25 protein-coding genes and 1 other annotated feature are annotated in these 26,249 nt (G+C 39.3%); of the genes, 7 read left to right on the forward strand and 18 right to left on the reverse strand.

What is annotated here, in order from left to right; all coding sequences use genetic code 11:
- Positions 1 to 123 precede the first annotated feature (123 nt).
- Positions 124 to 849: a glycerophosphodiester phosphodiesterase gene (locus I2483_RS15655; protein WP_207278032.1), complete on the forward strand. Its 726-nt coding sequence runs from the start codon at positions 124 to 126 to the stop codon at positions 847 to 849.
- Positions 850 to 896: 47 nt separating this feature from the next.
- Here the strand turns inward: I2483_RS15655 and I2483_RS15660 are convergent, their stop codons facing one another.
- The 4 genes from I2483_RS15660 to I2483_RS15675 all read right to left on the reverse strand — a co-directional run bounded on the left by I2483_RS15660 (position 897) and on the right by I2483_RS15675 (position 3,577).
- Positions 897 to 1,601 (reverse strand): gamma-glutamyl-gamma-aminobutyrate hydrolase family protein, encoded by a 705-nt coding sequence (locus I2483_RS15660; RefSeq protein ID WP_207278033.1) that lies wholly within the window; start codon positions 1,599 to 1,601, stop codon positions 897 to 899.
- Between the two features lie 133 nt (positions 1,602 to 1,734).
- Positions 1,735 to 2,052: a thioredoxin family protein gene (locus I2483_RS15665; protein WP_207278034.1), complete on the reverse strand. Its 318-nt coding sequence runs from the start codon at positions 2,050 to 2,052 to the stop codon at positions 1,735 to 1,737.
- Between the two features lie 112 nt (positions 2,053 to 2,164).
- Positions 2,165 to 2,959: a GNAT family N-acetyltransferase gene (locus I2483_RS15670; RefSeq protein WP_207278035.1), complete on the reverse strand. Its 795-nt coding sequence runs from the start codon at positions 2,957 to 2,959 to the stop codon at positions 2,165 to 2,167.
- A gap of 108 nt (positions 2,960 to 3,067) precedes the next feature.
- Positions 3,068 to 3,577, reverse strand: coding sequence for a DUF3231 family protein (locus tag I2483_RS15675; protein WP_207278036.1), 510 nt, complete (start codon positions 3,575 to 3,577; stop codon positions 3,068 to 3,070).
- Positions 3,578 to 3,804: 227 nt separating this feature from the next.
- On the opposite strand from I2483_RS15675, the gene I2483_RS15680 reads away from it, so the two are divergent.
- Positions 3,805 to 4,767: a M23 family metallopeptidase gene (locus I2483_RS15680; protein ID WP_207278058.1), complete on the forward strand. Its 963-nt coding sequence runs from the start codon at positions 3,805 to 3,807 to the stop codon at positions 4,765 to 4,767.
- Positions 4,768 to 4,898: 131 nt separating this feature from the next.
- Here I2483_RS15680 and I2483_RS15685 read toward each other — a convergent pair whose 3' ends face one another.
- From I2483_RS15685 to I2483_RS15700, 4 genes are all read right to left on the reverse strand, one after another.
- Positions 4,899 to 5,540, reverse strand: coding sequence for a Type 1 glutamine amidotransferase-like domain-containing protein (locus I2483_RS15685; protein WP_207278037.1), 642 nt, complete (start codon positions 5,538 to 5,540; stop codon positions 4,899 to 4,901).
- 148 nt (positions 5,541 to 5,688) lie between these two features.
- Positions 5,689 to 6,171: a hypothetical protein gene (locus I2483_RS15690; protein ID WP_207278038.1), complete on the reverse strand. Its 483-nt coding sequence runs from the start codon at positions 6,169 to 6,171 to the stop codon at positions 5,689 to 5,691.
- A gap of 223 nt (positions 6,172 to 6,394) precedes the next feature.
- Positions 6,395 to 8,431 carry a prolyl oligopeptidase family serine peptidase gene (locus tag I2483_RS15695; RefSeq protein WP_207278059.1) on the reverse strand — a complete coding sequence of 679 codons (2,037 nt, stop codon included), beginning with the start codon at positions 8,429 to 8,431 and terminating at the stop codon, positions 6,395 to 6,397.
- 125 nt (positions 8,432 to 8,556) lie between these two features.
- Positions 8,557 to 9,573 (reverse strand): LLM class flavin-dependent oxidoreductase, encoded by a 1,017-nt coding sequence (locus I2483_RS15700; RefSeq protein ID WP_207278039.1) that lies wholly within the window; start codon positions 9,571 to 9,573, stop codon positions 8,557 to 8,559.
- Positions 9,574 to 9,727: 154 nt separating this feature from the next.
- Positions 9,728 to 9,955: a binding site (T-box leader), on the forward strand.
- 58 nt (positions 9,956 to 10,013) lie between these two features.
- Between I2483_RS15700 and I2483_RS15705 the strand changes: the two genes are divergently transcribed.
- Both I2483_RS15705 and serA read left to right on the forward strand, forming a co-directional pair.
- Positions 10,014 to 11,174 carry a pyridoxal-phosphate-dependent aminotransferase family protein gene (locus I2483_RS15705; protein WP_207278040.1) on the forward strand — a complete coding sequence of 387 codons (1,161 nt, stop codon included), beginning with the start codon at positions 10,014 to 10,016 and terminating at the stop codon, positions 11,172 to 11,174.
- Positions 11,175 to 12,761 carry a phosphoglycerate dehydrogenase gene (gene serA, locus I2483_RS15710; RefSeq protein ID WP_207278041.1) on the forward strand — a complete coding sequence of 529 codons (1,587 nt, stop codon included), beginning with the start codon at positions 11,175 to 11,177 and terminating at the stop codon, positions 12,759 to 12,761.
- A 560-nt stretch (positions 12,762 to 13,321) separates the two neighbouring features.
- On the opposite strand, the gene I2483_RS15715 is transcribed toward serA, so the two are convergent.
- From I2483_RS15715 to I2483_RS15750, 8 genes are all read right to left on the reverse strand, one after another.
- Positions 13,322 to 13,681 carry a hypothetical protein gene (locus tag I2483_RS15715; RefSeq protein WP_207278042.1) on the reverse strand — a complete coding sequence of 120 codons (360 nt, stop codon included), beginning with the start codon at positions 13,679 to 13,681 and terminating at the stop codon, positions 13,322 to 13,324.
- A gap of 146 nt (positions 13,682 to 13,827) precedes the next feature.
- Entirely contained in the window at positions 13,828 to 14,325 is a 498-nt protein-coding gene (locus tag I2483_RS19775) for a YjdJ family protein (protein ID WP_481886355.1), read from the reverse strand.
- A gap of 425 nt (positions 14,326 to 14,750) precedes the next feature.
- Entirely contained in the window at positions 14,751 to 15,104 is a 354-nt protein-coding gene (locus I2483_RS15725; protein WP_207278044.1) for a hypothetical protein, read from the reverse strand.
- A gap of 243 nt (positions 15,105 to 15,347) precedes the next feature.
- Positions 15,348 to 15,773, reverse strand: coding sequence for a hypothetical protein (locus I2483_RS15730; protein ID WP_207278045.1), 426 nt, complete (start codon positions 15,771 to 15,773; stop codon positions 15,348 to 15,350).
- 278 nt (positions 15,774 to 16,051) lie between these two features.
- Positions 16,052 to 16,645: a hypothetical protein gene (locus I2483_RS15735; RefSeq protein ID WP_207278046.1), complete on the reverse strand. Its 594-nt coding sequence runs from the start codon at positions 16,643 to 16,645 to the stop codon at positions 16,052 to 16,054.
- Positions 16,646 to 17,110: 465 nt separating this feature from the next.
- Complete coding sequence (locus tag I2483_RS15740; protein WP_207278047.1) at positions 17,111 to 17,917, reverse strand: HAD family hydrolase; 807 nt, start codon at positions 17,915 to 17,917, stop codon at positions 17,111 to 17,113.
- A gap of 106 nt (positions 17,918 to 18,023) precedes the next feature.
- Positions 18,024 to 20,090, reverse strand: a complete 2,067-nt coding sequence (locus I2483_RS15745; RefSeq protein ID WP_346267739.1) for a catalase — start codon at positions 20,088 to 20,090, stop codon at positions 18,024 to 18,026.
- A 150-nt stretch (positions 20,091 to 20,240) separates the two neighbouring features.
- The gene (locus I2483_RS15750) at positions 20,241 to 21,329 is read right to left on the reverse strand and encodes a branched-chain amino acid aminotransferase (RefSeq protein WP_207278048.1); all 1,089 of its coding nucleotides are present in this window, start codon (positions 21,327 to 21,329) and stop codon (positions 20,241 to 20,243) included.
- 403 nt (positions 21,330 to 21,732) lie between these two features.
- Here I2483_RS15750 and I2483_RS15755 point away from each other — a divergent pair, with 403 nt between their 5' ends.
- Positions 21,733 to 22,701 carry a ring-cleaving dioxygenase gene (locus I2483_RS15755; protein ID WP_207278049.1) on the forward strand — a complete coding sequence of 323 codons (969 nt, stop codon included), beginning with the start codon at positions 21,733 to 21,735 and terminating at the stop codon, positions 22,699 to 22,701.
- A gap of 152 nt (positions 22,702 to 22,853) precedes the next feature.
- On the opposite strand, the gene I2483_RS15760 is transcribed toward I2483_RS15755, so the two are convergent.
- Both I2483_RS15760 and I2483_RS15765 read right to left on the reverse strand, forming a co-directional pair.
- Positions 22,854 to 23,303, reverse strand: a complete 450-nt coding sequence (locus tag I2483_RS15760; protein ID WP_207278050.1) for an SRPBCC family protein — start codon at positions 23,301 to 23,303, stop codon at positions 22,854 to 22,856.
- A gap of 154 nt (positions 23,304 to 23,457) precedes the next feature.
- Complete coding sequence (locus I2483_RS15765; protein WP_207278051.1) at positions 23,458 to 24,075, reverse strand: cyclase family protein; 618 nt, start codon at positions 24,073 to 24,075, stop codon at positions 23,458 to 23,460.
- Between the two features lie 315 nt (positions 24,076 to 24,390).
- Between I2483_RS15765 and zwf the strand changes: the two genes are divergently transcribed.
- Together zwf and I2483_RS15775 are read left to right on the forward strand one after the other, a co-directional pair.
- Positions 24,391 to 25,827: a glucose-6-phosphate dehydrogenase gene (zwf, locus tag I2483_RS15770; RefSeq protein ID WP_207278061.1), complete on the forward strand. Its 1,437-nt coding sequence runs from the start codon at positions 24,391 to 24,393 to the stop codon at positions 25,825 to 25,827.
- A 139-nt stretch (positions 25,828 to 25,966) separates the two neighbouring features.
- Positions 25,967 to 26,249, forward strand: a 283-nt coding sequence (locus tag I2483_RS15775; RefSeq protein ID WP_255550477.1) for an NAD(P)-binding domain-containing protein, incomplete at its 3' end; no start/stop codon positions are given.

The raw sequence follows: 26,249 nt of genomic DNA on the forward strand, positions 1-26,249 counted from the left end.
AAAACAAAGGGATGTCCTCAATCGAGGGCATCCCTTTTCCAATTTCATTTTCTAATCGGACTTATTATTGCGTTGCTGTTAAACACATATTACAATAGCAACAAAAGGATGGTGGTCTCAATAATGGATATTTATGCACATCGCGGTTCGTCCGGCACACATCCAGAAAATTCACTTGCCGCCTTCCACGAAGCTGCCAGGCTTCCTATTTACGGCGTAGAATTTGATGTTCATTTGACAAAAGACGGTGAACTGGTTGTCATTCATGATGAAACAATAGCTAGAACATCGAATGGCCAAGGTTTCGTGAAAGATATGACACTTGCGGAGTTAAGGTCGTTTGATTTCGGTGGTTGGTTTTCCGATGAATTCCGTGGTGAACTTATACCGACTTTACATGAAGTACTCGAAGTTTTCTTGGAGACTTCTCACCATCTGAATATCGAACTAAAATCGGATATTTTTCCTTACGAGGGGATGCCGGAGAAAGTTGTTGCAATGGTTCAGAAGATGAAACTCGATTCACGTGTCGTTATTTCATCATTCGATCATGAAGCTGTTCGAGCGGTGAAAAAAATTGCACCACACATCGAAACTGCCGCTTTGTTCATGGAAGTATTAGTCGATCCGCTCGATTATATGCGTACTATCCCTGCCGATGCACTCCATATTTCATTACCATCCGCTGTCCGTCCATCTATGAGGAAAGTCGTAGATGAAGGGGTTGCTGTTCGTGTCTTCACTGTTAATGAAGAAAAGTACGCGAAAGTACTAAGGAAAGTCGGTGTCACCGCACTATTTACTGATTACCCCGAGAAAATGATGATTTATTTGGATAGAAAAAGCTAAGCAAGCCCAGCTTTTTCTATTCATACATTCTATTGACGGCGTTATCCTTAATTAGCACACGCGCTAATAAATCTTTCAAATATTCGTAAGGACACAGCATCCCCTTTTTCCGATAATGCTTCAGGATGCCATTGAACGCCGAATACAAATTGTTCGTCCGTACTTTCAATTGCCTCCACAATACCATCGCTCGCTACACCAGTAACTTTGAAAAATGACGGTACATCCTTTAGTGATTGATGATGATACGAATTCACCTGAATGCGTTCACTTCCCGCAATCGATTCAAGCAAACTTCCTTTTTCTACTTGAACATAATGGGAAGAATGCGTGTTGGGTGCTTTTTGTATGTGTTGAAGAATTGGCCCATCGTTTTGTTTATGAAGATCTTGGTATAATGTTCCACCAACTGCGACGTTCAGTACTTGCAGCCCTCTACAAATGCCAAGAATCGGTTTTCCCGTTTTGAGCATTTGACGCGCAAGTTCCAGCTCGCTTGAATCTCTGCTTGGTGAAACTTCTCCAAGATGCGCATGTGGTTCCTCATTAAACAACATCGGATTGATGTCATTTCCCCCAGACAATAGAAGACCATCAAGCATTTCGACCAATTGATCAACGTCTTCCTCCAACCCAACTGGAATAATCATAGGCAATCCACCCGCCCGAATAACTGCCTGTACATATGTGTTTTTTAATATATTTCTACCGTCTTCTTCAAAATCCGTCGTTATTCCAATAATTGGTTTCATCCACTAATCCCCCTGTTAACTAATATATTCTTACGCACCCGTATAGTTTGCACATACCCTTCCCTCTAGTCCTCATGAAAAAAATATAGCTGCCAAGGAATATCCCTTTCGACGAACGGTACCTTCCCTTAATTTAAGCGGAAAGACTGTTAATAAATTCTTCGATTTCCGTTTGCGATTTGCGGTCCTTGCTCACAAAACGACCCGCTTCAACACCGCTATGGAATGCGATAAAACTTGGAATTCCAAAAATATCTAGGTCTCCACATAGATCTATAAACTCATCACGGTCAACAAGAATGAAACTATATTCCGGATAATCTGCTTGGATTCCAGGCAATAACGGCTCAATTACTCTACAGTCGGGGCACCAATCTGCGGAAAACATGAACATTGTTCTCTCCTCATTTTTCAGTTTATCGAATTGTTCCATTGATTGTAGTTTTTCCATTTGAATTCACTCCTAATTTTTAGTTAACAAATACGATTTTATTATATCATTAACAAAGCCACTATTTACTATTTTCAGTGAATTATAGTCGTATATCAACTAGATCATTCTGTTATTCGAAACTCCACATGCACCATTTGCCAATATCGACAAAACCAATTCGTTTATAGATGGAGCCTGCAGCAGGATTATCATAGAAAAGACAGAGCATCTTACCCTCATCAAGCAGTTCGGCACAAAGTACAGACATACAAAACGAAGCTAACCCTTTTTTCTCGTATCCTGACAATGTACCGACGCCAACAATCATGGCAGATTGGCTGTTTTCCGCTGTGCTCGATGCGGAACTTATTAACCGCCCATCCTCTTCGATGAAGTACGTCCGCGCAGATTTATTACTAATTGACTCACGTTTATGTTCAACACTGAACGTTCTCGTAGCAAATTCGGGTATTCCATACATTTGATCGATTATTCGTTCCGCGTCATCGGGCGTAGCTTTCTTCACTTCAATTTGTGCAGGAACTTCTTGCAAATCTTTAGCATGCTCACATTTAGCATAATAAAGTACACGTGGATTTGACGGTTTACTAGTCAAATACGGTTCCAATTTAATAACGATCTGCTCGATTCCTGAAATGAACTCGTACTTTTCATCATGATTGATAATTTCAGCAAACCCTTTTGCATCGAATTCCCCCGGCGCATAGACAATGAAATTTCCATCATATTTTAATAAGATACCCCGTAACTCACCATCTTCGATAAAATCGCCCCATAGTTTCTGAATCGGATTAGTAAATCCATACGCTTCAATATCCCCTATGATAAAAAGATTTTCCGCCGCCTTCTGAGAAACGAAATTCAATGTAACTCTCCTGTCTTCTTCCATAAGCTGTCGAATCATCTGAATCATCCCTCTTGAAGTTTTATGGAATAGCTTACCATATAAGACTTTCATTACGCAATATGAAAAGGACCTTGTCAACTTAATGACAAAGTCCTTTTCGTTTCGTTACTGACTGGGAGAACCCTTATGGAGCGGGGGCGGAATAATCCAGCCTTTTTCTTTGTTCATTCTTAATAATTTAAAACCGAACAGCATTTTATCCGTATGGAATTTCCCGAACAACATTGCAATGTCTTCACGCAGGCATTGCCCCATCACTTGACTGCAAGACACGAGAGCTTGTCCGACATTTATCGAGATGGCACCGCTGATTTCAGGATCCATAAACCTTGCACCAACCGGTATATCCTCCGCATTCGCTTTTGGACGCTCTGGCAATGACGGTGGCAATGCAATTCCATTCTCTTTTAAAATGTTTTCAAGTTGTTTGTTTTCCGATTTCATCGTTTTTATTGCTTCTTTTAAAAGTTCGATAAGCTCCTCGTCACCTGCATGATTAACAAATCCTTCATAAGCACTGATTAGCCCATTATTTGCCCCAACAAATGCCCATGATCCTAGTACTTCACCATAGTGCAATGGTTCATCTTTTGGTTCACCATTTAAAATACCCAATTTATCTCTCCCTTTCTCTCCACTTGCGTAATGGAATTCAATTGTATTATGTGTAAGGAAAACATTAATATACGCCAATCTTTAAAGGGACAGTGACCAAGTCTACACAAGTTCAATTCTGAATTGTTTTTCCAGAAATACACTCATGAATAAATCCAATTGGGGAATTCTAAATAACATATGTATAAAGAGGAGGTTTTTTCGTGCGTCACTGGTTTATCTTACCGATGTATGTCATTGCATGGTCATTTTTGTTTTTGACGGTTGTTTCGGCAAAAGAGGAGCCGACAAAAGAAAATATCCTAGATGAACGAATGCGTCTATATTTACGTTTTGAAAACGTTACTGTCCCTTGGTATTATTTAGCGGCCGTTGATCAATTTGAACGTAACATCCAACAAGTTCGAACGGATATTCCGAAGAAAGAAGGATCCATCTCCATTCAATTTTCTGATGATTATTGGACAGGTCCACTAAACCCCGATAAACGGGACATCCTTGCTGAATCGATTGCCTACTTTGACGGGAATGGACTCGACGGCAATGATGACGGGTTAGCTGATCCAAACGTTGCAGAAGACATTCTCTATACAATGGCAACTTATTTAAGCGCATATGGGCAAGCCGAGGAAGATTTCAAGTTGGCGATATGGGATTATTACCAGCGCGAGGACACAGTTAAACAAATAATGACAATCGCAAAACTATATAAGCGCTTTGAAACGCTGGACTTGGATGAACATGCCTTTCCTGTTCCAACTAATTACAATTACAGTTACAAAGGGACATGGGGTGCTAGCAGAGGGTGGGGTGGCAGAAGGATTCATGAGGGGACCGATTTATTCGCCGGATATGGTACCCCAGTTCGAGCCACATCTTACGGGGTTATCGAAATAATGGGGTGGAATGACTTCGGAGGTTGGAGGGTCGGCATTCGTGACACCCATAATACGTACCATTATTTTGCCCATTTAGCTTATTTCAATAAAGACTTGAAAGAAGGCGACATCGTTGAGCCAAAGACCATCATTGGTTCAGTAGGAAGCTCAGGTTACGGAAAAGCAGGGACGTCCGGCCGATTCCCTCCTCATCTCCACTATGGGATGTACAAATATAACGGTCGAACAGAATGGGCTTTTGATCCGTATCCTTCGCTTAGAATTTGGGAACGACAAGACAAGCAAAAATGAATTAAGCGGAAAGCATCGGTAATCACATCGATGCTTTTTATTTTCGAATACGTTTCATCTTAAAAAACCCCGCCCCCTTCTCACCTAAATGCCAATTTTCCGGTTTCTTCTTCAAGTAAAGGGGCACTTTTTTAGTCAATAACGAAATTAATTATTTTCCCTTCCGTTAGTGAAAGTGTTTCATTTTTAAAATAGATTCCTGCTTCATCATCAATTCCATAACCTATTGATAACTGGGTTCTAGCTAAAGCAGTTTTCAAGTTTTCTTCTTCATCCCATTTAGTGAAATGAACACTTATACAACAATTCTTTATTAGCCCAAGTCCATTGAGAAATAGATGCTTATTTTCCGTGTTATCTATTGGGGGTATCACGCAGTTTTTGGGACAAATTAAAGCACCCGCTGAAAATCCTGATACCGGAACGCCCTGTTCATACATTTCTCTAATATGTTTAGCCATTAATGTCTCAACGATATAGTTATGATAAAGCTCCGTTTCTCCTCCACAAATAATTATTCCAGTGCAAGAAATCAGCTCCTCTATGGTGCTTTTTGAAGGTTTCGAAGAAAGTGGTAGATAAGTAACTTGAACTAAACCATTTTCCTCCAAAACACTTTTATATTTTTTCATATAATCTTCCCAGCCATCTTTTTCAATAAATAAAATCGCTACCTTCCCATTATCGTTTAAGGAAAGGTTTGCAAACTTTCTTCCAAGAATTTTACCAAACGGCGGACTTCCTCCAAATAAAAATAAATGTCTATCTTTCAAAATTCCACCCCTCAATTCTATTAAAACTGTCAAACTGACTTTAAAAGTGATGCAGAGTTTAATAAAAAAACGAACAATAAATTATACGAAAAACCGCAACCTTATCACAGTTTAGCCGCAGATTCCATCGTTCTTACCAACCCTATCTTTAATTAATTCCCCTTTTTAATAACATAAGAATTTGATAACCATCCGAAGGAAGTCCCGCATAAGGTTTCCACCATTTTGGGTATCTAATGGGAATAATCGTGCAGATAAACATGAAGAGATTACAGTAAACAATTCCATTTAGAAAGTTCTTGGTTTCAAAATGTGTTACTTCTGCCATCGCAAGATAAGCGGTAACAAACAGCACCAGAGAGACGATTGGCCCACCTATGAAAAACATGATGTTTTGAAATTTCGAGAAGTCTGTCTTGTTGTTCACGGCACAGAAACCAAAATATGCCCAATTCATGTGGAATTGTATCCTTCCAATTTGAAAGTTTTTCTTATTTGAATCATTTGCGGAACCAAGATATACATGCGGTTTTTCTTTTGTAAATATTATTACGCCCATTGCGTGACCCACCTCATGTAAAAGCACGGAAACAGGTATTCCTATTAAATAAAAAAGAAAAAGTGAAACCATTTCCAACTCACCTCAAGAATTTATATAGGTTGTAAATCACTACTAGTTTCAAATAACTCTGAAGGTTCCCCCCGTGAAATCCACCTTAAATCTGTTACCTTTTTATTGAAAAAACCATAGAAATGCATACACCATCAAAACTAGGACCTACCCGCTATAGCGAATAGATCTGTAGTTTCTCTATCAAAAGAACTCGTTACTTTTGTTTCGGTACTTGCCTAAATTAAATTTCAATCTCCAATGTTTTAAACAAGAACGAATACATATCTGTCTGCTCTTCGATGATCTTAACTGTCGGTTTACCCATTCCATGACCAGCATTCTTTTCCACTCGCAGAAGGATTGGGTTATTTCCTTGTTGTGATGCTTGCAATGTTGCCGCAAATTTCGTCGCATGCCACGGAACTACACGGTCATCCGTATCAGCTGTCGTAACAAGTGTCGGCGGATACTCGATTCCTTCTTTGACATTGTGAAGCGGAGAATACTTGTACATGAACTCAAATTGTTCCTTGTTTGTTTCAGCATTTCCATAATCGGTCACCCAATAGCGTCCCACGGTAAATTTATGATAACGCAACATATCAGTGACAGGAACGAGACAAAGTGCCGCCCCATATAGATCAGGCCGCTGAGTGATGCATGTAGCAACAAGCAATCCACCATTACTCCCGCCCATAATGGCGAGTTTCTTGCTGTTCGTATAGTTTTGTTCAATCAACCACACCGCCGCGGCAATAAAGTCGTCGAAGACATTCTGCTTTTGCCCCAACGTCCCCGCTTTGTACCACTTCGTACCGAACTCCCCACCACCACGTAAATTCGCAACCGCATACACGCCGCCCGCCTCAATCCACATACGCTGTGATGGAGAAAAAGCCGGAGTCAAGCTAACATTAAAACCGCCATAGCCATACAACAAAACAGGATTATCACCCGTCAATTCCAACCCTTTTCGATGCGTTAGGAACATCGGAATATGCGTACCATCTTTGGATGGATAAAATACTTGAGTAGTCTCAAAACCAGCTGTTTCAAACAGCTCCGACGTATCGAAGACAGTATCCAATTCATCCTTTTCAAAATCATAGCGTGCTATGGTTGTCGGCACCAAGTAAGAAGTGTAGCCTATGAACATCGTTGACGCTGTTTTCTTACCGGTCACGCCAGATAATGAAATGTAATTAGGAAGAGGCACTTCTTTTTGTAACTGCCCCTCTAAGTCATAAATACGTAGTTTGTAATGGGCATTCTGCAAATAGCAAACGACAAATTGCTCGTTAATGATTTTTGCGAATGTAAGTACGTCTTCCTGTTCGGAAATGATATCAACCCAATGCTCTTTCCCCGGTTTATCCAAATGGACAGCAATAATTTTTTCCTTAGAAGCACCATAATTTGTTGTGAAATAAAAGAGCTTCCCTTCATTTCCAATAAACGAATATTCCCCATCATCGTCAGCAAGTAAGTGAACAAATCCTGCATCGGCTTGTTCATCACGATAATAGATCCGGCTCTTATTTTCTGTTCCTTTCCATACTGATAAAATCAAATAACAATAATCATCAGAGTACATTGGATTAAAAGATAATTCTTTATCCTCAGTGTCCTCATACGCCAAAACGTCCTCAGCTTGGACTGTGCCAACCGTATGCCAATACACACGATTATAGTTACTCTCATCTTCAGAATCTACCGTCCCGGGTTCAGGGAATCGATTATAATAAAACCCGCTTCCTTCTTCATTCCATGCTATACTGCTGAACTTACACCATTTGATAACGTCAGACTCGTCTATGCCCGACTGTAAATTGCGGATTCGAATTTCCTGCCAATCACTTCCGTTCATTGAAACGCCATAAGCCAAGCGATTCCCATCTTTCGTAAACGCAAGATTTGTTATAGCCGCTGTTCCTTCTTCATTTAACGTATTCGGGTCAATAATGACCTCAAGCTCATCTGTCGATAAATCCTTTGTCCGATAAAAAACAGCTTGGTTTTGTAGTCCATTATTTTTATGAATATAATAATAGTCCCCCTCTTTTTGCGGAACGGAGTATTTAGGATCATTCCAGGATTTCGTTAATTTCTCTTTTACTTTTTCCCGTTCTGCATACGTTGCTAGGTAGTTTTGAGTCGCTTCATTTTGCTCATCAATCCAAGTCTTTACCTCTACAGTTTCCGGCTTTTCGAGCCAGCGAAAAGGATCTGCAACATCAATGCCATGGTAGTTTTCAACAATCGTCTCTGTCTTTGTCATATTGCCCACCTCATTACCCCCTATATACTTCAATCGTCTATATTTTACCATATTATCTACTAAATTAAATAACTATTCAAAATAAAAAGCCGCAATCCTAATTAAAGGTTGCGACTTTCACTTATTTAATCCATCATATCTGCAATTATGCTATATGAACGCAAGCGATCTTCATGACTATATACTTGCGTATTGATAATTAACTCGTTTGCCCTTGTTTCTTGAATGAAACTTTCGAGCTTGCGTTTAACAGTTTCGGGACTGCCAACAATTGTTGTACGAGGATCAAGTGTTTGCTTAATAGATGCTCGTTGTTGTGGTGACCAAAACTCATCGATATTATCGACGGGTGGTCTAAGTTGTGACGGCATTCCCGTAGTGATTCCAAGGAATTGCAGTTGTTGTGAAGTTGCTAACCACTCCGCTTTTTCGTCCGTCTCCGCTGCGATGACATTGATCCCAAGCATGGCATACGGTTCCTTCAAAAACTTGGATGGCTTAAAATTTTGATGGTATAACTGCAATGCCTGCAAAGTATAGGCAGGTGCAAAGTGACTTGCGAAAGAAAATGGTAAGCCTTTCTGTGCTGCTAGTTGTGCACTGAAGCCGCTCGAACCAAGAAGCCAGATGGGGATATCAAGTCCTTCACCTGGAAAGGCGCGAACACGAGCAGATCTGTCCGGTTCAAAATAAGACTGAAGTTCGGCTAATTGTTCTGGGAAATCGTCACCAGTACTTTGTAATGTGCGACGTAGTGCATAAGCAGTTGCTTGGTCAGAACCTGGCGCACGTCCAAGGCCCAAATCGATTCGTCCCGGATAGATTGATTCAAGTGTACCGAACTGCTCGGCGATAACAAGTGGCGCATGGTTAGGCAACATAATACCGCCCGAACCGACGCGAATTTGTTTTGTTACTCCTGCAATATGACCTATCAGTACCGATGTTGCAGAACTTCCAATGCCAGGCATATTGTGATGCTCAGCGAACCAGTATCGATTGAATCCTAATTTCTCAACATGCTGTGCCAATTCCGCACTATTTTTGAAGGACTGTGTTGCATTGCTACCTTCATTTATTGGTGAAAGGTCCAAAACGGAAAGTGGAATCGAATTGAACTTTTTTATTTTATCAGCAACCAAATGTCCTCACTCCTTATTTAGTTCTTATAGGAAAGGATACCGCTCCTAACTAGATTCCTCTACCAATTGGACTCAGAAAAACGTAGTTTCGGATAAAATGGTACTTGACATTCGCATTTCATTTGTTATGATTAGTTCTAATTCCATAACTAATCTAACTATTTTGATGGAGACACACTTTATTTACTGAAATCTTAAGAGAGCTGATGGGTGGTGCAAATCAGTGATTTCGCAGTAAAGTAGCACTCTGGAATAGATAAACTGAAACATCTAGTAGGTTTATCCGTCACATGCGCGTTAAGCATGCTAACCAAGACTGTCTATTTTTTTTGACAGTAAAAAGGGTGGTACCGCGTGAGTATTTCAGCTTTTCGCCCCTTACATTTATTTGTAAGGGGAGGAGGGCTTTTTTTATTCCCAAAATCGAGAGGAGAATGAAGATGTTACCAGACCAAATGCTACTACGAATTCCAGGACCAAGCCCTATCCCACCAAGTGTACAACGAGCGATGAGTCAACCGATGATTGGCCACCGAGGACAAGAGACATCGAATATGCTTAAAAATATCGCACCGGGTCTGCAACGGATTTTCGGCACGACACAAGATGTTGTTATTTTAACAGGCAGTGGAACAGCTGGTTTGGAAGCTGCTGTTGTCAATATTGTGAAACCTGGCGATGAGGTATTAGTCATTGTTACAGGCGCATTCGGTGAACGTTTCTCAAAAATTTGTGATGCTTACAATATTAAGGTTCAAAGCTTAAATGTCGAATGGGGCGAAGCGCTGAATCCCCTAGAAATTAAATGCTATCTACAAGAGCATCCTGAAATCAAAGCTGTATTTTCTACATATTGCGAGACTTCGACTGGCGTATTAAATCCTATCAAGGAACTCGCACAGGCAGTCCGTGAAGTGTCAGACGCACTCATCGTCGTCGATGGCGTTTCCTGCGTTGGCGGTGTTGAAACAAAAATGGATGACTGGGGAATCGATGTCTTAGTAACAGGTTCTCAGAAAGCATTCATGCTACCAGCAGGACTAGCTTTTATCGCTGTAAGTGATCGCGCTTGGACTATCATCGAAAATAATCCACAACCACGCTACTATATGGATTTAGTAAGATATCGCGACAATTTGTTAAAAGATACGACCCCTTTCACACCTGCACTTTCATTGTTATTCGGCTTGGAACAAGTTCTTCAGCTTATCGCTAAAGAAGGAGTCGAACAAGTAAATGCACGCCATATTTTGATGATGAACATGACGCGCGCCGCTTTCCGGGCATTAGGTATTCCTTTATTAACGAGTGATAAAGATGCCTCCCCTACTGTCACAGCGGTTAAACCTGAAGACTTCGATGCAGAAGCGTTTAGAAAAGTGATTAAACAAGAGTTCGGTTTAATTGTGGCAGGCGGTCAACAGCATTTAAGTGGTAAAATATTCCGCATCGGCCATATGGGGTACTGTTCCCCGGCAGATGTCCTTCAAACGATTAGTGCGATGGAAATCGGCTTACTCAAAATCGGCAAAGCTATTGAATTAGGAAAAGGCACTGCTGCTGCACAACAAGTCTACTTAAACGAAGGAGTGTTGGTCTAAATGACTTTTAATATACTAATTAGCGATCCGTTAAGTGAAGATGGTATTTTCCCATTAAGACAAGCTGAGGGCTTAAATATCGTAGTGGACACAACAAATACTGCTGCTGAATTAGCTGAGAAAATTCACGACTTCGATGCCTTACTTGTTCGCAGTCAAACACAAGTGACGCGCGAAATTATTGAAAAAGCAACGAAACTAAAAATCATTGGACGTGCTGGTGTCGGCGTCGATAATATCGATTTAGATGCGGCGACTGAACATGGAATTATTGTCGTCAATGCTCCGGACGGCAACACGAACTCCGCTGCTGAACATACAATTGCAATGCTAATGTCCCTTGCACGCAAAATTCCGCAAGCCTTCAATTCATTGAAAAACCAACAATGGGACCGCAAATCATTCATTGGCGTTGAATTAAAAAATAAGACACTCGGCGTGGTAGGTCTTGGTCGTATCGGTGCGGAAGTTGCGGCAAGAGCAAAAGGACAGCGAATGAATGTCATTGCCTATGATCCTTTCTTAACTGAAGAGAAAGCGAAGAAAATGGGTATTACCGCGGGAACTGTTGAAGAAGTACTAAGAGCAGCAGACTTTATTACTGTCCACACTCCACTTTTGAAAGAGACGCGGCATATGATCAATAAAGAAGCCTTTAATTTGATGAAAGACGGCGTTCAAATTATTAACTGTGCACGCGGTGGAATTATTGATGAAGATGCATTATATGATGCAATTGTATCGAAGAAAGTCGCTGGAGCTGCACTCGATGTCTTTGAAACAGAACCATTTGTTGGCCATAAACTGCTGACACTCCCTGAAGTCATCGCGACTCCACACTTAGGTGCAAGTACGATTGAAGCGCAAGAAAGTGTTGCAATTGATGTTAGCCGTGATGTTGTCACATTCTTAAATGGCGGTGCAGTGCAAAACCCAGTTAATCTTCCTTCGGTTTCAAAAGAAGCGTTGGCTAAAGTTGAGCCGTTCTTTGACTTAGTTGAAAAGTTAGGAGTATTCCTATCCAATTTAGCAGAGGGTGTTATCGAGGAAGTAAACATTTATTACTCAGGACAACTTGCTGAATCTGATGTCCGTCCTTTGACACGCAACACGCTGAAAGGTCTATTGAAACGTAATCTTGGCACACATGTCAATGATGTTAACGCTAAGTTTTTGGCGGACCGTATCGGCATAAAGGTCAATGAACATAAAACTTCTACATCGAAAGGTTTTTCAAACTTAGTTACTGTTGAAGTATCGACAACGAATGGAGTAAGACGCGTTGCAGGAACTTTACTGAACGGTTTAGGTGCACGCATCGTCAAAGTCGATGATAACCTTGTCGACGTAAAACCTGATGGCCATTTACTGTTTATTAAACATAAAGACCAGCCCGGTGCTATTGGTAGAGTCGGAACATTACTAGCAATCGAAAACATCAACATTGCAACGATGCAAGTTGGCCGGTCCACTGTTGGCGGCAATGCAATCATGATGCTGTCTGTCGATAATCATGTTGAGAAGGCAAACGTTGAACGCTTGAAAGAGCTTGAAGATATCTTTGATGTTATTGCGATTGATTTGTAAGCATAATTTTGGTTTATTTAAATATTTTATATAGCCGGTACTTAACAATTGGAATGTTCGTCCAACACCGCTATGTCGCTTGGTGATGGCCTTACGCAATAAGCCCGCAGAAGATCACTGGGGAGGGATTGAACTGCATCCCTCCTAGGTCTTATTGCTTCGGCGCCTGCAGGATGCGGGTGTGCAGCCTTTGCCGCAGGACGCGGCGATATTGGGCTGCCTTTCATTAGTGTCGCTCCTTCACTAGATTTGTTCGTTATACGGGTGAAGTATAGTGCCGAATATATAGTCACTAAACAAATGGATAGAGTCATCAGACAACATCTGATGATTCTATCCATATTTCTTTATTAAAAATAGTGAGTGAACAAATAAACTTTCAAACGCTCAAAATGACTACACAGCTAACTTTTCTACAACAGTGCCTGATTCCCTGCCTATGAAATTAATACATAATAAATAAAAGGGATATCTAATTAGTTCCACAATAGATTATTTATATTTATTAAAAGACGTTCTTTTTGGCATTATGGATTTGATAAATTTGATATCTTTTTCATTTACCATGTCCGCAAAGTATTCCGTTCCGTTATGTTCAGAACTGAAAATTGAAGTTTTATTTTTTTAAGAAAGATTGAAAACCATTTGATGTCACTATTTCGGTTTAAATTAGTAAATAAATAATCAAGCATCTCCACTGTTTTATTTCCTTTGAAAATAGTCATTCCATTTTCAGTAGATATTTCATAGGATTCTTTGACCCTTGATTCCATTTCTTCTATCAAAGCCCTTTCAACACTCCAGCAGTGGATCTCAATATTGTCCGATTGATCCAAAAAATATTTCCTCAAAGGTACCCAGTAATCATTTTCTCCATTCTCTTTCACTACCGGTATTTCAAAATGTAATTTATAATTCATTTTAATAATCCCCTTAAACGCGTTTTTCATACCCTAAATATTGGACAAATAAATACCTATATAAGCTGAGCGAAGGAGCCTTACATGGGTAGCCGAAGCCATCAGACTGGTAGCGAAGCTGCCTGGCTTAGGGCGGGAGGCATCCCCTAGCGCCGCAGCGGATTCAATGGGATTCTTAATTTCACCCTATATAGTCTAACCAACGCAATAACCAGAAATAAAATACCAATAAACAACAGACTAGCGAAAATAATTTTCAACCCGCTAGTTGGAGAATTAGACACGAAACCACTTAACACCAAGAATAAAACACCAATAGAAGTTAGGTAATATATGAATCCCGTATAGTTACTTTTGAATGAAATATACCCCATAAGGATAATGAGATATGTACCACTTAACAACATTAGCAAAGGAAATAAAGGTGCAAATTTGGCAGCATATAAAAAATAATCAATGGGTAGAATATCGCTTGTGTTCTCCACTTGTCCATTGACTATTCCAGAAAAAATCGCTGTATGCTTCCATTCCCAAGAATGCTCTAGTAGTGCGCTACCTTCATACCACGCGGCCCCAGTAGAAAACAGTAACAGTATTGATGCTAAAACCAATTGGATGACAACCCTAAAAGACACTTTCTTCACCTCAAGTATAAGTTAAAAATTAAATAGCTCAGAAAATCTGAACGTTTTTTGATTTATATTTACTATCCTTATTTTACTAAAGCACCCCGTTAGTTGGAGAATTTTATTAATATTTACTTTTTCTTTTTTAAAATAAATATTTCTCTAATAAAGGCACCAATTGCTCCAGATACAAAGATTGTAGATATTAAGTTAACAACTCTTACAAATGTATGGGGCGTGTAAATAACTTGAACGCTTTGAATAATTACAAATAAGCCAAAAATAATGGATATCACTACTAAAAATTTAGGCGTAGCTTCCCTTCGTTTATTTATTATAATCCCCCTCCAATATTCCAATTATATACCAGATAACTTTATATGACGTTTCTTATTGAACTAACCTGCCCCGTTAGTTCAAATAAGAAGCAACAGAACATCCTGTTAATTTAATGGACCAGTCACTCCAAGGCATTTTCCATTATATGCATTAATTTTAACGGTTGGTTCTTCTCCATTTTTTGTTTTCAAAGTTATACTCAAATCGCGTTTATTAGTGTATTGATTAAAAAAACCACTCTTTTTATCAATAGACAATTTCTTCAGTGTAATGTCATCAAAAGTAATATTAACAGCTTTTATTTCCAATTCTTTTGGTGGAACGTTCAAACACAAAACTGCATAACCTTCAGCTTCCCCAGTTGTCAATATAGGCTTTTGGTATTCAAATGCAAAACAAATGATAACAAAAACTAAAATTTTGAAAACAGTTTTCTTCAAGTTTGTAGTCTTTAACACGTTTCAATCACCCCTCCAATATTGTACAAAAATGTAATTAGACAACTCCTTCAAAATTTTTGCCTTATTGCACTAAACTGCCCCGTTAGTTGAATAAGAAACTCGATTCGAGCACTGAACGGGTTTGTATTCTCTATACACACCAGGTTAACATAACGCCCGTTCACGGAAGTAGTTACCTCCATTACTCAATAAGAAAAAGCGCCCTGTAAAGGCAGCCGATGGACTTTTTTTTGTTTAGACTTATCTTTTTATTAGATAGGAATACCCTTTATAAAGTATATTGGTAACGCCATTTAAAAAAAGCAAGATAATTAATTGTAATGGTGAAAATATAGCAACAGTTAAAAGTAAATCGAAATAAGCTTCACCAGGCAGAAAGTCTTCCGAAGTATCTACATTAATATAATTAATAATATAAAAGATAAAAATGGAACAAAAATAACCTATGTATGCAAAAATCCAATGTAAATAGAATTTAATTCTAAATCTACTAAACCAGAGGGATAGATTAACAGACACAATAATCAAAGGAAAATATAAGAGTTGAAAATTATCTGATTCAATTTTTTCACCCTTCATAAAAACATATAAATATTGAGTTAGACAAAGGATAATAATGTTTGTTAAAGCTACTAAAATAATTGATGAACGTTTATTTGTATGCATTTTTTATCCCCCTGACTTAAAGTATCTTAATTTTAACATTCTTATATTACTGAGTTTTTTTTATTCAATGGGAACTTTGTTTTTAGATTGACCTATGAGAATTCTGCGAAGTGCGTAAAGGGTCATTAATTTTATCTTTCAAAATCGAATTTCATCTTGAACTAACCTGCTTCTTTAGTTGAATAAGAATAAAGGCTTTCTAATGACAGCGTTGTTCTGCTAAAGCAACCGTTAGTTTAAGAAGAAAAGTGTATTTATTAAAAGATGTTTAAGGTAACTCAATCTGAATTACTAAGGTCAAAACGTGCGATTTCTTCACCTTCGATAGACACAGTTAAAAATGCATCCATGGCATGTTCCTTCAACTTTTCTAATTGTTCGGAGGATGGGGCAAGTTTTAGATCAGGATTTTTTTCTAACGCTCCTAAAGTATAATCAAAGGTGTATGTTCCTTCTTGATTTGGCTCAAGAACGGCCAAAATCGACCTTCCCAAACCTATATGCCCTTCCTCGTCGTAAATATTAATGCCCATTACTTCTTCAGAAACCGCCTTTAATTTTTCATTCGGTTCAATACTCACTTTTATTCCATCATCAAATTCATAGTTCTGTTTATTTAACTTCTTGGTTTCCCCGAAGCTCTTTTTGCCAGTATTTTTTAAAACGAAATCATAACTGAGCGCAATAGGTACTATAATTTCACCCTTTTTTTCGCCTGAGGTAATACCGACTCCCCCTAGTCTCTCTTCATCATTTCTAAGTTCGACTTTTGAACTGACTAAATCTAAAGAAGGTTTACTTGAACACCCTGACAAGAGTAATAAAACTGAGAAAACACTTATAACAAACTTTAACATCCCTTTACTTTTCATTATAAGCACAGCCCCTTTCTTTATATTCTATACGTTTATAAATCCCAAATTTGAGATACTTTTTTATTCAACTAAACTGCATCGTTAGTTTAAGTGTAAACCTTCACAATATACAGATTTAACTAAACATAAAATCTCCAAATCCCTTCAAAATTAGTTCGCTTTATATTAAACGAACGACCTCAGTTTTAGCACTAGTTTTAGCAACACCTCATAAATTTATGTGGTGTATTCAATTTGCGTGCCTATCGATATGCTAATAAACATGTCAAATTGAATAGAGCATTGATAAGACAACAAAATAGGAGACACCAATTCATATGCGAATTATGTCCCCTATTGAGCTGTTACTCGATGTTTTCTCCCCATCAATCGAATCCGTTAACCAAATAGGCACGCCTTTTCGTTTTTTAATGTTAGTAGTTTATCAATCCACTTTTGGAACTTATAAAGTAAATAGGTTGCCTACTGTACGGCTTCTTTCTTCGTCAACTCTTCAAGAATTGGAAATAGCTTCTCTAAATGATCAATTTCATAAGTTGGTACAACTTCTTCACTTGGCAGTTTATTCTCCCGGTTAATCCAAACGGAACGCATTCCTACACGCGATGCCCCTAAGATATCGGTCATTAGATTGTCACCTACCATTATTGCTTCATCTGCAGTTACACCGCTTTCAGCAAGGACATGTTGAAATATAGATGCATCGGGCTTCCCTATTCCAAATGCGCCTGAGATGATAATTTGGTCAAAATAAGGGACGAGTGCAGATGTAATTTCAAGTTTCGTTTGTTGTAAACTTGGCGAACCATTTGTTAAGAGAACGAGTTTGTATGTATCTCTTAGACGGTCCAATACTTTGAATGTTTCTTCATATAGAAAAGGATGCTTTTTTCGTTCCTGTGGAAATAGTTCCGCTAACGTGCTGCCAAGATTTTTATCATTTATACCTATTCGCTGTAGCCCATTTGTCCATGCTTCTTTACGATAGCCTGGGACAATTGCTTTCATCTTTTGAAAATAAACGCCTTCATCATCAAATGTGCCCCACAGGCCTTCAAACGGGTTAATGCCAATAATCTGTGTGAAATCATATGTATCGTACGTTTCGTAAAGCTTTCTAGCTTCCAATCTAACAGCTTCTTCAAGTTCAGCGGGATTAAGATCATGTACTTGGGCCGCGTATTCACATGTTTTTAGGAATGCCGTTTCCACGCTCTTTTTATCCCACAGTAACGTATCGTCCAAATCAAAAACAATCGCTTTTATCATAAGAAATCATCCCCTATCTTCTTTATAAACTAGTATACATGATTTCAGACTAGTTAAACGAATAAAGAAAAAACCGCCCCTAATTCTAATCCGGAGCGGTCATTCTTCAATAAATTTCTCTGTCCCAGAAGCGTTGTTGTGCGATTGCTGTTACAAACTCATTATCGAAGTTGGGATTATCGGTCGCGAATACAATTCCAGGTCCCACCTTTGCATTTGATAAGTCGAAGAAAGGAGCGCCTGTCGATGCAAATCCTATCGGTTTATAATGCTTGAACGATTCGTTAATAAAGTATTGGATATTCGAATTGAACTTTGCTTGATTTTCAGCCGTACCGCCAACAACATATAAACTATCAAACAACACCGGATCCATTGTAAGAAATGTTTCATTAACAATCACATTAAGACCATCAGCACCTCTCACTGTGCCAAGTTTTTCACCAACGATATCCACAGTAACACCATATTTCCTTAACGTTTTGACAGTTCTTTTCACCTCTTCACCATTAAAGTCATTGCCAATCAGTACGCCGACTTTCAATGTGTAAGGGACTCTCGTCGTATTTGCCTGACTGAGTGCAGGTGATGAGGCCTTGACGTTCACTTGCTTACCAGTAGGACGGTTCACTCCGACGCCGTCCGCCACCATGTCGGCCATAGCTTTATCAACATGAACGAACATATCGACGACCTGCTGTCTGACGTCACGACTTTGTACTTTTCCAACTTCAAAGATGAAGGCATCAATGATATGCTGCTTCTCTGGTGGTGACATACTGTTCCAAAAAAGCCTTGCCTGAGAAAAGAAATCTTTGAACGAATCACTTCTCGCTTGAATGATACGCCCTTCCACTTTTTCTGCGTAATGGACGAATCCGCCTTCCTTCGCAGTTGAGGTGGACGGTGTATTATCAGCAAGTGAATTTTTATGGTAACTTACCTGGCCGACGTCAATTCTCTGTCGACTATAGCCATTTCGCTGATTATTATGGAATGGACAGACGGCACGATTGATTGGGATTTCAGTAAAATTCGGCCCCCCCAGACGAATGAGCTGCGTATCTAAATAAGAAAACAATCTGCCTTGTAGAAGTGGATCATTCGTAAAGTCAATTCCAGGTACGACATTGCCAGGGTGGAACGCAACTTGCTCTGTTTCGGCGAAGACGTTGTCAACATTACGATTTAGTGTCATCTTGCCAAATATTTTTACAGGAACAATTTCTTCCGGCCAAAGTTTAGTTGCATCAAGCACGTCAAAATCGAACATGAATTCATCTTTTTCATCAATCATCTGCACGCCAAATTCATACTCCGCAAAGTTCCCATGTTCAATTGACTCCCATAAATCCCGTCGCTGGAAGTCCGGATCTTTTCCTGAAATTTTCTGCGCCTCATCCCAGACAAGCGAATGTACGCCGAGTAAAGGCTTCCAGTGAAACTTCACAAACCGCGCTTTGCCTTCCGCATTGACGAATCGGAATGTGTGAACACCGAATCCTTCCATCATCCGCCACCTAGTTGGAATTGCCCGATCTGACATCAGCCACATGACCATATGCGCTGATTCCTGATTGTTAGCTACGAAATCCCAAAACGTATCATGGGCAGAGGCAGCTTGCGGCATTTCGTTATGCGGTTCTGGCTGTATCGCATGGACAAGATCCGGGAACTTAATCCCATCTTGGATGAAAAAGACGGGAATATTATTGCCCACAAGATCATAATTACCTTCTTCCGTATAGAACTTAACAGCAAACCCTCTTACATCCCTTACAGTATCCGCAGAACCTTTGCTTCCTACGACATTTGAAAATCTAGTGAAAACCGGTGTTTTTGTTCCGGGCTCTTGTAGAAACTTGGCTTTTGTAAACTCCTTCATGGATTCATACAATTCGAAAACTCCGTGAGCTGCATATCCTCTGGCGTGTACAACCCGCTCTGGAATTCGCTCGTGGTCAAAATGGGTTATTTTTTCCCTAAAATGGAAGTCCTCCATTAATGTCGGACCACGAATACCCGCTTTCAATGACTCCTCATCGTTCGACACTTTCAGTGCTTGATTTGTCGTCATTTTTGTACCTGCATTATTCACACGGAATTGTTCCAACTGTTTATCCTTACTGTTTTCATCTACGACATGTTTGTGATTTGATGATGATTTATCCACACAATCCCCTTCCGTTATGCATTTAGGTATTGCCTGTTAAGAATACTAGGCGCTTCCCTACTATATGCGGGACTTTCCAGACTGTGCAAAAAGAAAAGGATAGCACCTTGGAAGGGCTACCCTTTTCTTACTTTATTATAGAAGGAACAGTTATGCTTTTACCGTATCAGTGACTTCGACTACCCATCCGAATGGATCCTCCACTTTACCAGTTTGAATACCTGTTAGTGTCTCATATAGTATTTTAGATAATTCACCGGTTTCATTATTATTAACGATCATTATGTCATCGCCCCAATTAAGTTCCCCAATTGGCGAAACTACTGCCGCTGTTCCTGTTCCGAAGGCTTCCTCTAAAATACCTGCCTGGTGTGCCGAACGAAGTTCTTCCATAGAAATTTTACGTTCAACAACTGGAATGTCCCAATGTCTCAGTAATTGAAGGATTGACTTCCTCGTAATCCCTTCTAAAATACTGCCATTTAAAACAGGTGTAATGACTTCACCATTAATTTTGAAGAAGACGTTCATGCTTCCTACTTCTTCTATATACTTTCTTTCAACTCCATCAAGCCAAAGAACTTGTGAATAACCTTTTTTGCTTGCTATTTCTTGTGCTCTTAGTCCGGACGCGTAGTTACCAGCCGTTTTTGCTGTACCAGTTCCGCCTTCTACTGCACGCACATACTCATTTTCAACGAGAATTTTAACCGGATGAATTCCTTCTTTATAATACGATCCAACAGGAGATAGGATAATAATGAATTTATATTTCTTCGATGGTGAAACGCCGAGATAGGGTTCAGTCGCAACCATGAATGGTCTTATGTACAGGGATGTTCCTTCTGTTCCAGGAATCCAGTCCTTATCAATAGTAATTAGTTTTTCTAAAGCTTCGATTGCGATTTCTTCATTGAAAGCCGGCATGCATAAGCGATCACTTGATTTGTTCATGCGACGCATGTTTTCTTCAGGGCGAAATAACAGAACTTGCCCCTCTTTGCCTACATAAGCTTTCAACCCTTCAAAAATTGTTTGACCGTAGTGAAAAATAGTTGCCGCCGGATCCAGCTCAAGTGGCGCATATGGAACGATTCTGTGATCCGTCCAGCCTTGCCCTTCACAATAGTCAGCTATAAACATATGGTCAGTAAACACTCTTCCGAATTCTAATTGATCTGCTTGTGGTTTTTGTTTTTTTGATTCACTCAAAGTGATTGTAATTGCATGGTTCGTCATGATGTGTGCATCTCCCTATGTCTAATTTTCAGGCCAGCTGATTGGGCTATTTCCGTATATTATGTGATTAAAAAGGAATACCAAGATAAGCGTTACCTTAACGCTTAAACGATATCCCTTCATTTATCCAAGTACGTAAATAACTTTCTAATAATATAGATTATATCAACTTCTTCGTAAATAAGCTATCTAATCATAAAAATAGTTCGCACTTTTTTTGTAGTTTCTTTCCAGTTTAAAGAAGATTCCTAACGAACACCTATGAAGATAAAAATAAAAGATATGTGTGGAAATTGAAACCCAGAAGGCGCACATCACTTGACAATTTCATCCCGCCGCTGTAATATTATCTTGAATTCAAGATAATATTATGAAGATTTTATCACAGAGAGGATTGATAAAGATGAACGTAAAAGGTATACACCATCTTACTGCGATGACAGGAAGCGCAGCACATAACTTTAAATTTTACACAGAGGTACTTGGTATGAGGCTAGTGAAAAAAACAGTGAATCAGGACGACACAACTGCTTATCATTTATTTTACGGAGATGAAAAAGGGAATCCAGGAACTGAACTGACATTCTTTGATTTCCCCAATGCTGGACCAAAAAGAGCTGGCGTCAGCAGCATTTCCAACTCATCGCTTCGTGTAGCTAGTAACGACGCGTTGAACTATTGGATTGAACGCTTTACTGAATTTAACGTTAAACATGAACCTATTTCAGAATTTGCTGGTCGCAATGTTATTTTCTTCGAAGATGCGGAAGGTCAGCAATTGACGCTTGTATCCGATGAGACAAACACAGTCGCTGCAACTGGAACTCCATGGGATAAGAGTCTTGTTCCGGTTGAGTATGGGATAACCGGGCTTGGTCCAGTTAGACTAACTGTCCGCACTCCTGAACCGACAATCGCAGCGCTTCAGATTCTTGGATTTACGGAGAAGAACCGCGTTCCAGCACTTGTCGAAGGACAAGATGACATCATCGTTATGGAAGTCGGAGAAGGCGGAACGGGAGCTGAAGTGTTCGTTGAACCACGCACAGATTTACCTGCTGAGGTTCAAGGGATAGGTGGCGTTCACCATGTAGCCTTCCGAGTTGACGACGAAGAAGAACTGCATGCATGGATTGATAAAATTAACAGTACACGCTTGCCAAACTCTGGGATTGTAGAACGATTCTATTTCACTTCTTTATATTTCCGCGAGCCAAATGGCATCCTATTCGAACTTGCAACAGATGGGCCTGGATTCGCAACAGATGAGCCACTAGAAACATTGGGTGAATCACTTGCACTACCACCATTTTTGGAAGGTAAACGTGCGGCTATTGAAGCGAATATCAAACCTTTGAATACGAAAAAATAAGAACGTTCAAGCAAAGTAAAAATGAGAAGGCCATCCCACCTCGTAGATACTTCTGATGGGATGACCTTCACTATTTACAGCAAATTATTTGAAAATGCTTTTGTCCGTTCATTTTTGGGTCCATTAACTAATTTTGGTGACTGGTAAAAAGTTTAGTTTTCCGATTCAGCTACTTTTTTTACGCGTTGCACAAATTCAACAACTACTTTGTCTGTAGCAAACAGTGAAAATAATTTCACGAACCACTTTAATGGACGATTCGTCGCGGTGTATTTAAATGAAGTTTTATGATCGTCGAGCTTGACCAGTTCGAATCGAGCCGTAATATCGAACATATTAGCTAGTGTGAACCCTATTTTCAGGTTTTTCTCGTTCATAGAGTCTATATACTCTAACGTCTCTACATCGTACTCCATCACGCGCTTACCTTCTTTATATTTCTGTAAATATATACTTCCAACCATTCCATCTACTATTTTTACAGGTTCGTTTCCAACGACTTGCGGCATAATCTTTTGCATATTTTCTAATGACCCATCAAAATATTTCCACACTTGCTCAATAGGGGCATCAATTTTAATTTCTTTCGTCCACTGTTTCATACTAAAAACCACCTCTCACAAGTTCATTTCCTGTTATCCTATATATTCACTTCACTTTACCACATCACTAGATTAAAGACATTTTGTCGCCGCAAACAACAAAATCCCACCGGAACTATTCATCCGGCGGGACTTGATTATCAATTAATGAACTTTATTGTAGTCCTTCAAATAATAACACTCTTGCAGGTGATGCATCTGTACCCGTTAATTTTAAAGGTGCAGCAACCATAAAATAGTCCCCTTGTTCAACTTCTTTTAAGCGAAGCCCTTCAATAATAATGATATCGTTTGCAAATAATGTTTTATGTGTTGGATGCCCTTCTTGGCTTCTTTCGATTCCAAGCGTATCTATTCCGACTCCACGAATACCAATGTCGGAAAGATATTTCGCCCCATCTTGTGCTAGATAAATAAAATCGAAATTAAACGTATCCTCAAATGAGTTTTTCGTCTTAAATAGAACAAAATCATTCTTTTGGATCTCGAATTTTTCCAAATCCTGTTTAGAAATTCCGTCTTCTACATTTGTTAAATCAAGTACTTTACACTGCCCCACAAGACTTTCCATTGAAATTGATTCGAATGTATCTCCATCTACAACCATGTGAAGCGGCGCATCAATATGTGTTCCAGTATGCACATCTATCTCCATCCGAGTTTCAGTTACATAGCCATTTGTTACTCGATTAAATTTCGGTTGTTTTTCAGGCTTATCTTTGTAAACGGTCATACCTTCATAAATGGTCCCTGTTACATCATACATTTTCATTTTAGCAACCCGTCCTTTATTTTTAGTGTCTAACTCTAAAGCTATCCTCGCATGTAGTTTAGCCTGCCGTCTAGCAAAACTACTTTAGTTACCAGCTCAGTATACCAAAACTGACGCTAATTTCATGCATGTCCTCTGTATATGATTTCATCTATAGTCTTAGAATCACGCATCGTTTAATGATATACTTGAAACTGTTTCAAGTATGATTCTTGTCTACATTAAAATTGGAGGAAAGCAAAAATGAATAACGAAGCGGACTTAGTTGACCCTCAAGTAAAGGATCAATTAATTGATTTTCAAGAAGAATGGGCAATGCAAGACATGACCTTTGTTTTATTCGGAGCGACAGGAGACTTAGCAAAACGAAAATTATTTCCTGCTTTATATAATTTGTTTCTTGATGGAAAATTGCCGGATTCATTCTCTATAATTGGTTTAGGCAGAAACTATTTTCCTGATGACATTTTTCAATCAAAAGTCGAAAGTGCACTTCGGGAATATTCTAGAAGTACTGTCCAAACTACGGGATTGAATGAGTTTTTAGCTAAGTTTCGATACTGTAAATTTGATGCAGCAGACGATGATTCATATCTAAACCTCCATGAACTTATTAAAGACAGTGAGATAGAATTAAACATACCCGGAAATCGACTTTTCTATTTGTCGGTTGCTCCACAACTGGTTGATGTTATTACATTAGGTCTAAATAAGAGCGGAATCAGTCAAACGAAAGGCTGGAAACGACTGATTGTCGAGAAACCCTTCGGAAGTGACCTAAAGACGGCACGACAATTAAACGAGACATTAAACAGTACTTTTAGTGATGAAGAAATTTATAGAATCGACCACTATCTCGGAAAACCTATGGTCCAAAATCTCGAATCCTTTGAATTTGCTAATCCGATATTTGGTTCAATATTAGATCATAAACGAATTGCTAATATACAAATCACAGCAAGTGAAACGGTCGGGGTTGAAACACGCGCTGAATATTACGATCGAGCAGGTGCAATTCGGGATATGGTTCAGAATCATCTACTTCAGTTAGTTATGATGACAGCCCTTCACCTCCCTGAAAAGATGACCGCTGAGGAAATTCGAAAACAAAAAGTAACAATCATGGAATCTCTTCGACCTATTTATATAGAAAATATCGCTCGGGACATTGTTCGTGGTCAATACCAAGCCGGTGAGATTTTCGATACTCCGGTTGTTGGTTATACAGAAGAGCCCGGGGTTGATGCGTCCTCAATGAATGATACTTATTTCGCAGCTCGTCTACATATTGACAATCCATCTTGGAGCGGAATTCCCTTTTATATACGGACTGGTAAACGGATAGGTAGAAAATCCACCAAGATTGTCATCGAGTTTAAGAACGATGTGAAACATACAGATCGCTTGACCCCAAACTTATTGATATTTGAAATTAGTCCAAGTGAAGGTATTTCTTTAATGATAAATATGAAAAACCCTTCAAGTAACCAATTTGAGCCTAATTTCATAAACTTCTCTACTATTACAGAGGATCAGCCAGAAGCATATGAACTACTTCTATTTGATGCGATTCGCGGAAATGCAACATTCTTCGCCAATTGGAAAGAAGTTGAATTATCATGGCTGTGGATTCAACCCTTATTAAAAGCATTTCAAGAGAATTCACTACCTCTACATCCTTATCCTGCTGGTTCAGATGGGCCAGAAGCTGCTAATCAACTATTGCAGGCTGATCAATTTAATTGGTGGTAAAGAACAAAAGCGGAAGCGCCTGTTCAGAGGCACTTGCGTCTAGACTTGAAATCTCCATACTGCGGATTAGCCATAGTACGAAGTTTTATTATTTTAGAAGTAAAATGTGGTAAATAACATAATTGAATGGGGTAGGGTTATGACTAAGAAACAAATGGGCGTTATTGGTTTAGGTGTGATGGGGATGAACCTAGCACTAAACATCGAAAGTAAAGGCTATTCGGTAGCTGTTTATGATTATTGGACAGATCGAACAGATGAGTTCTCCAACAAAGAAGCAAAGGATAAAAACATTCACGGAACCTACAGTATTGAAGATCTGGTCGATTCGCTCGAAGTTCCACGGAAAATTTTATTAATGGTTAAGGCTGGGGAAACAACAGATACGGTGATTCAGTCCCTAGTTCCTCATCTTCAACAAG

The organism is Sporosarcina sp. E16_3 (assembly GCF_017347125.1).
GTDB lineage: Bacteria > Bacillota > Bacilli > Bacillales_A > Planococcaceae > Sporosarcina.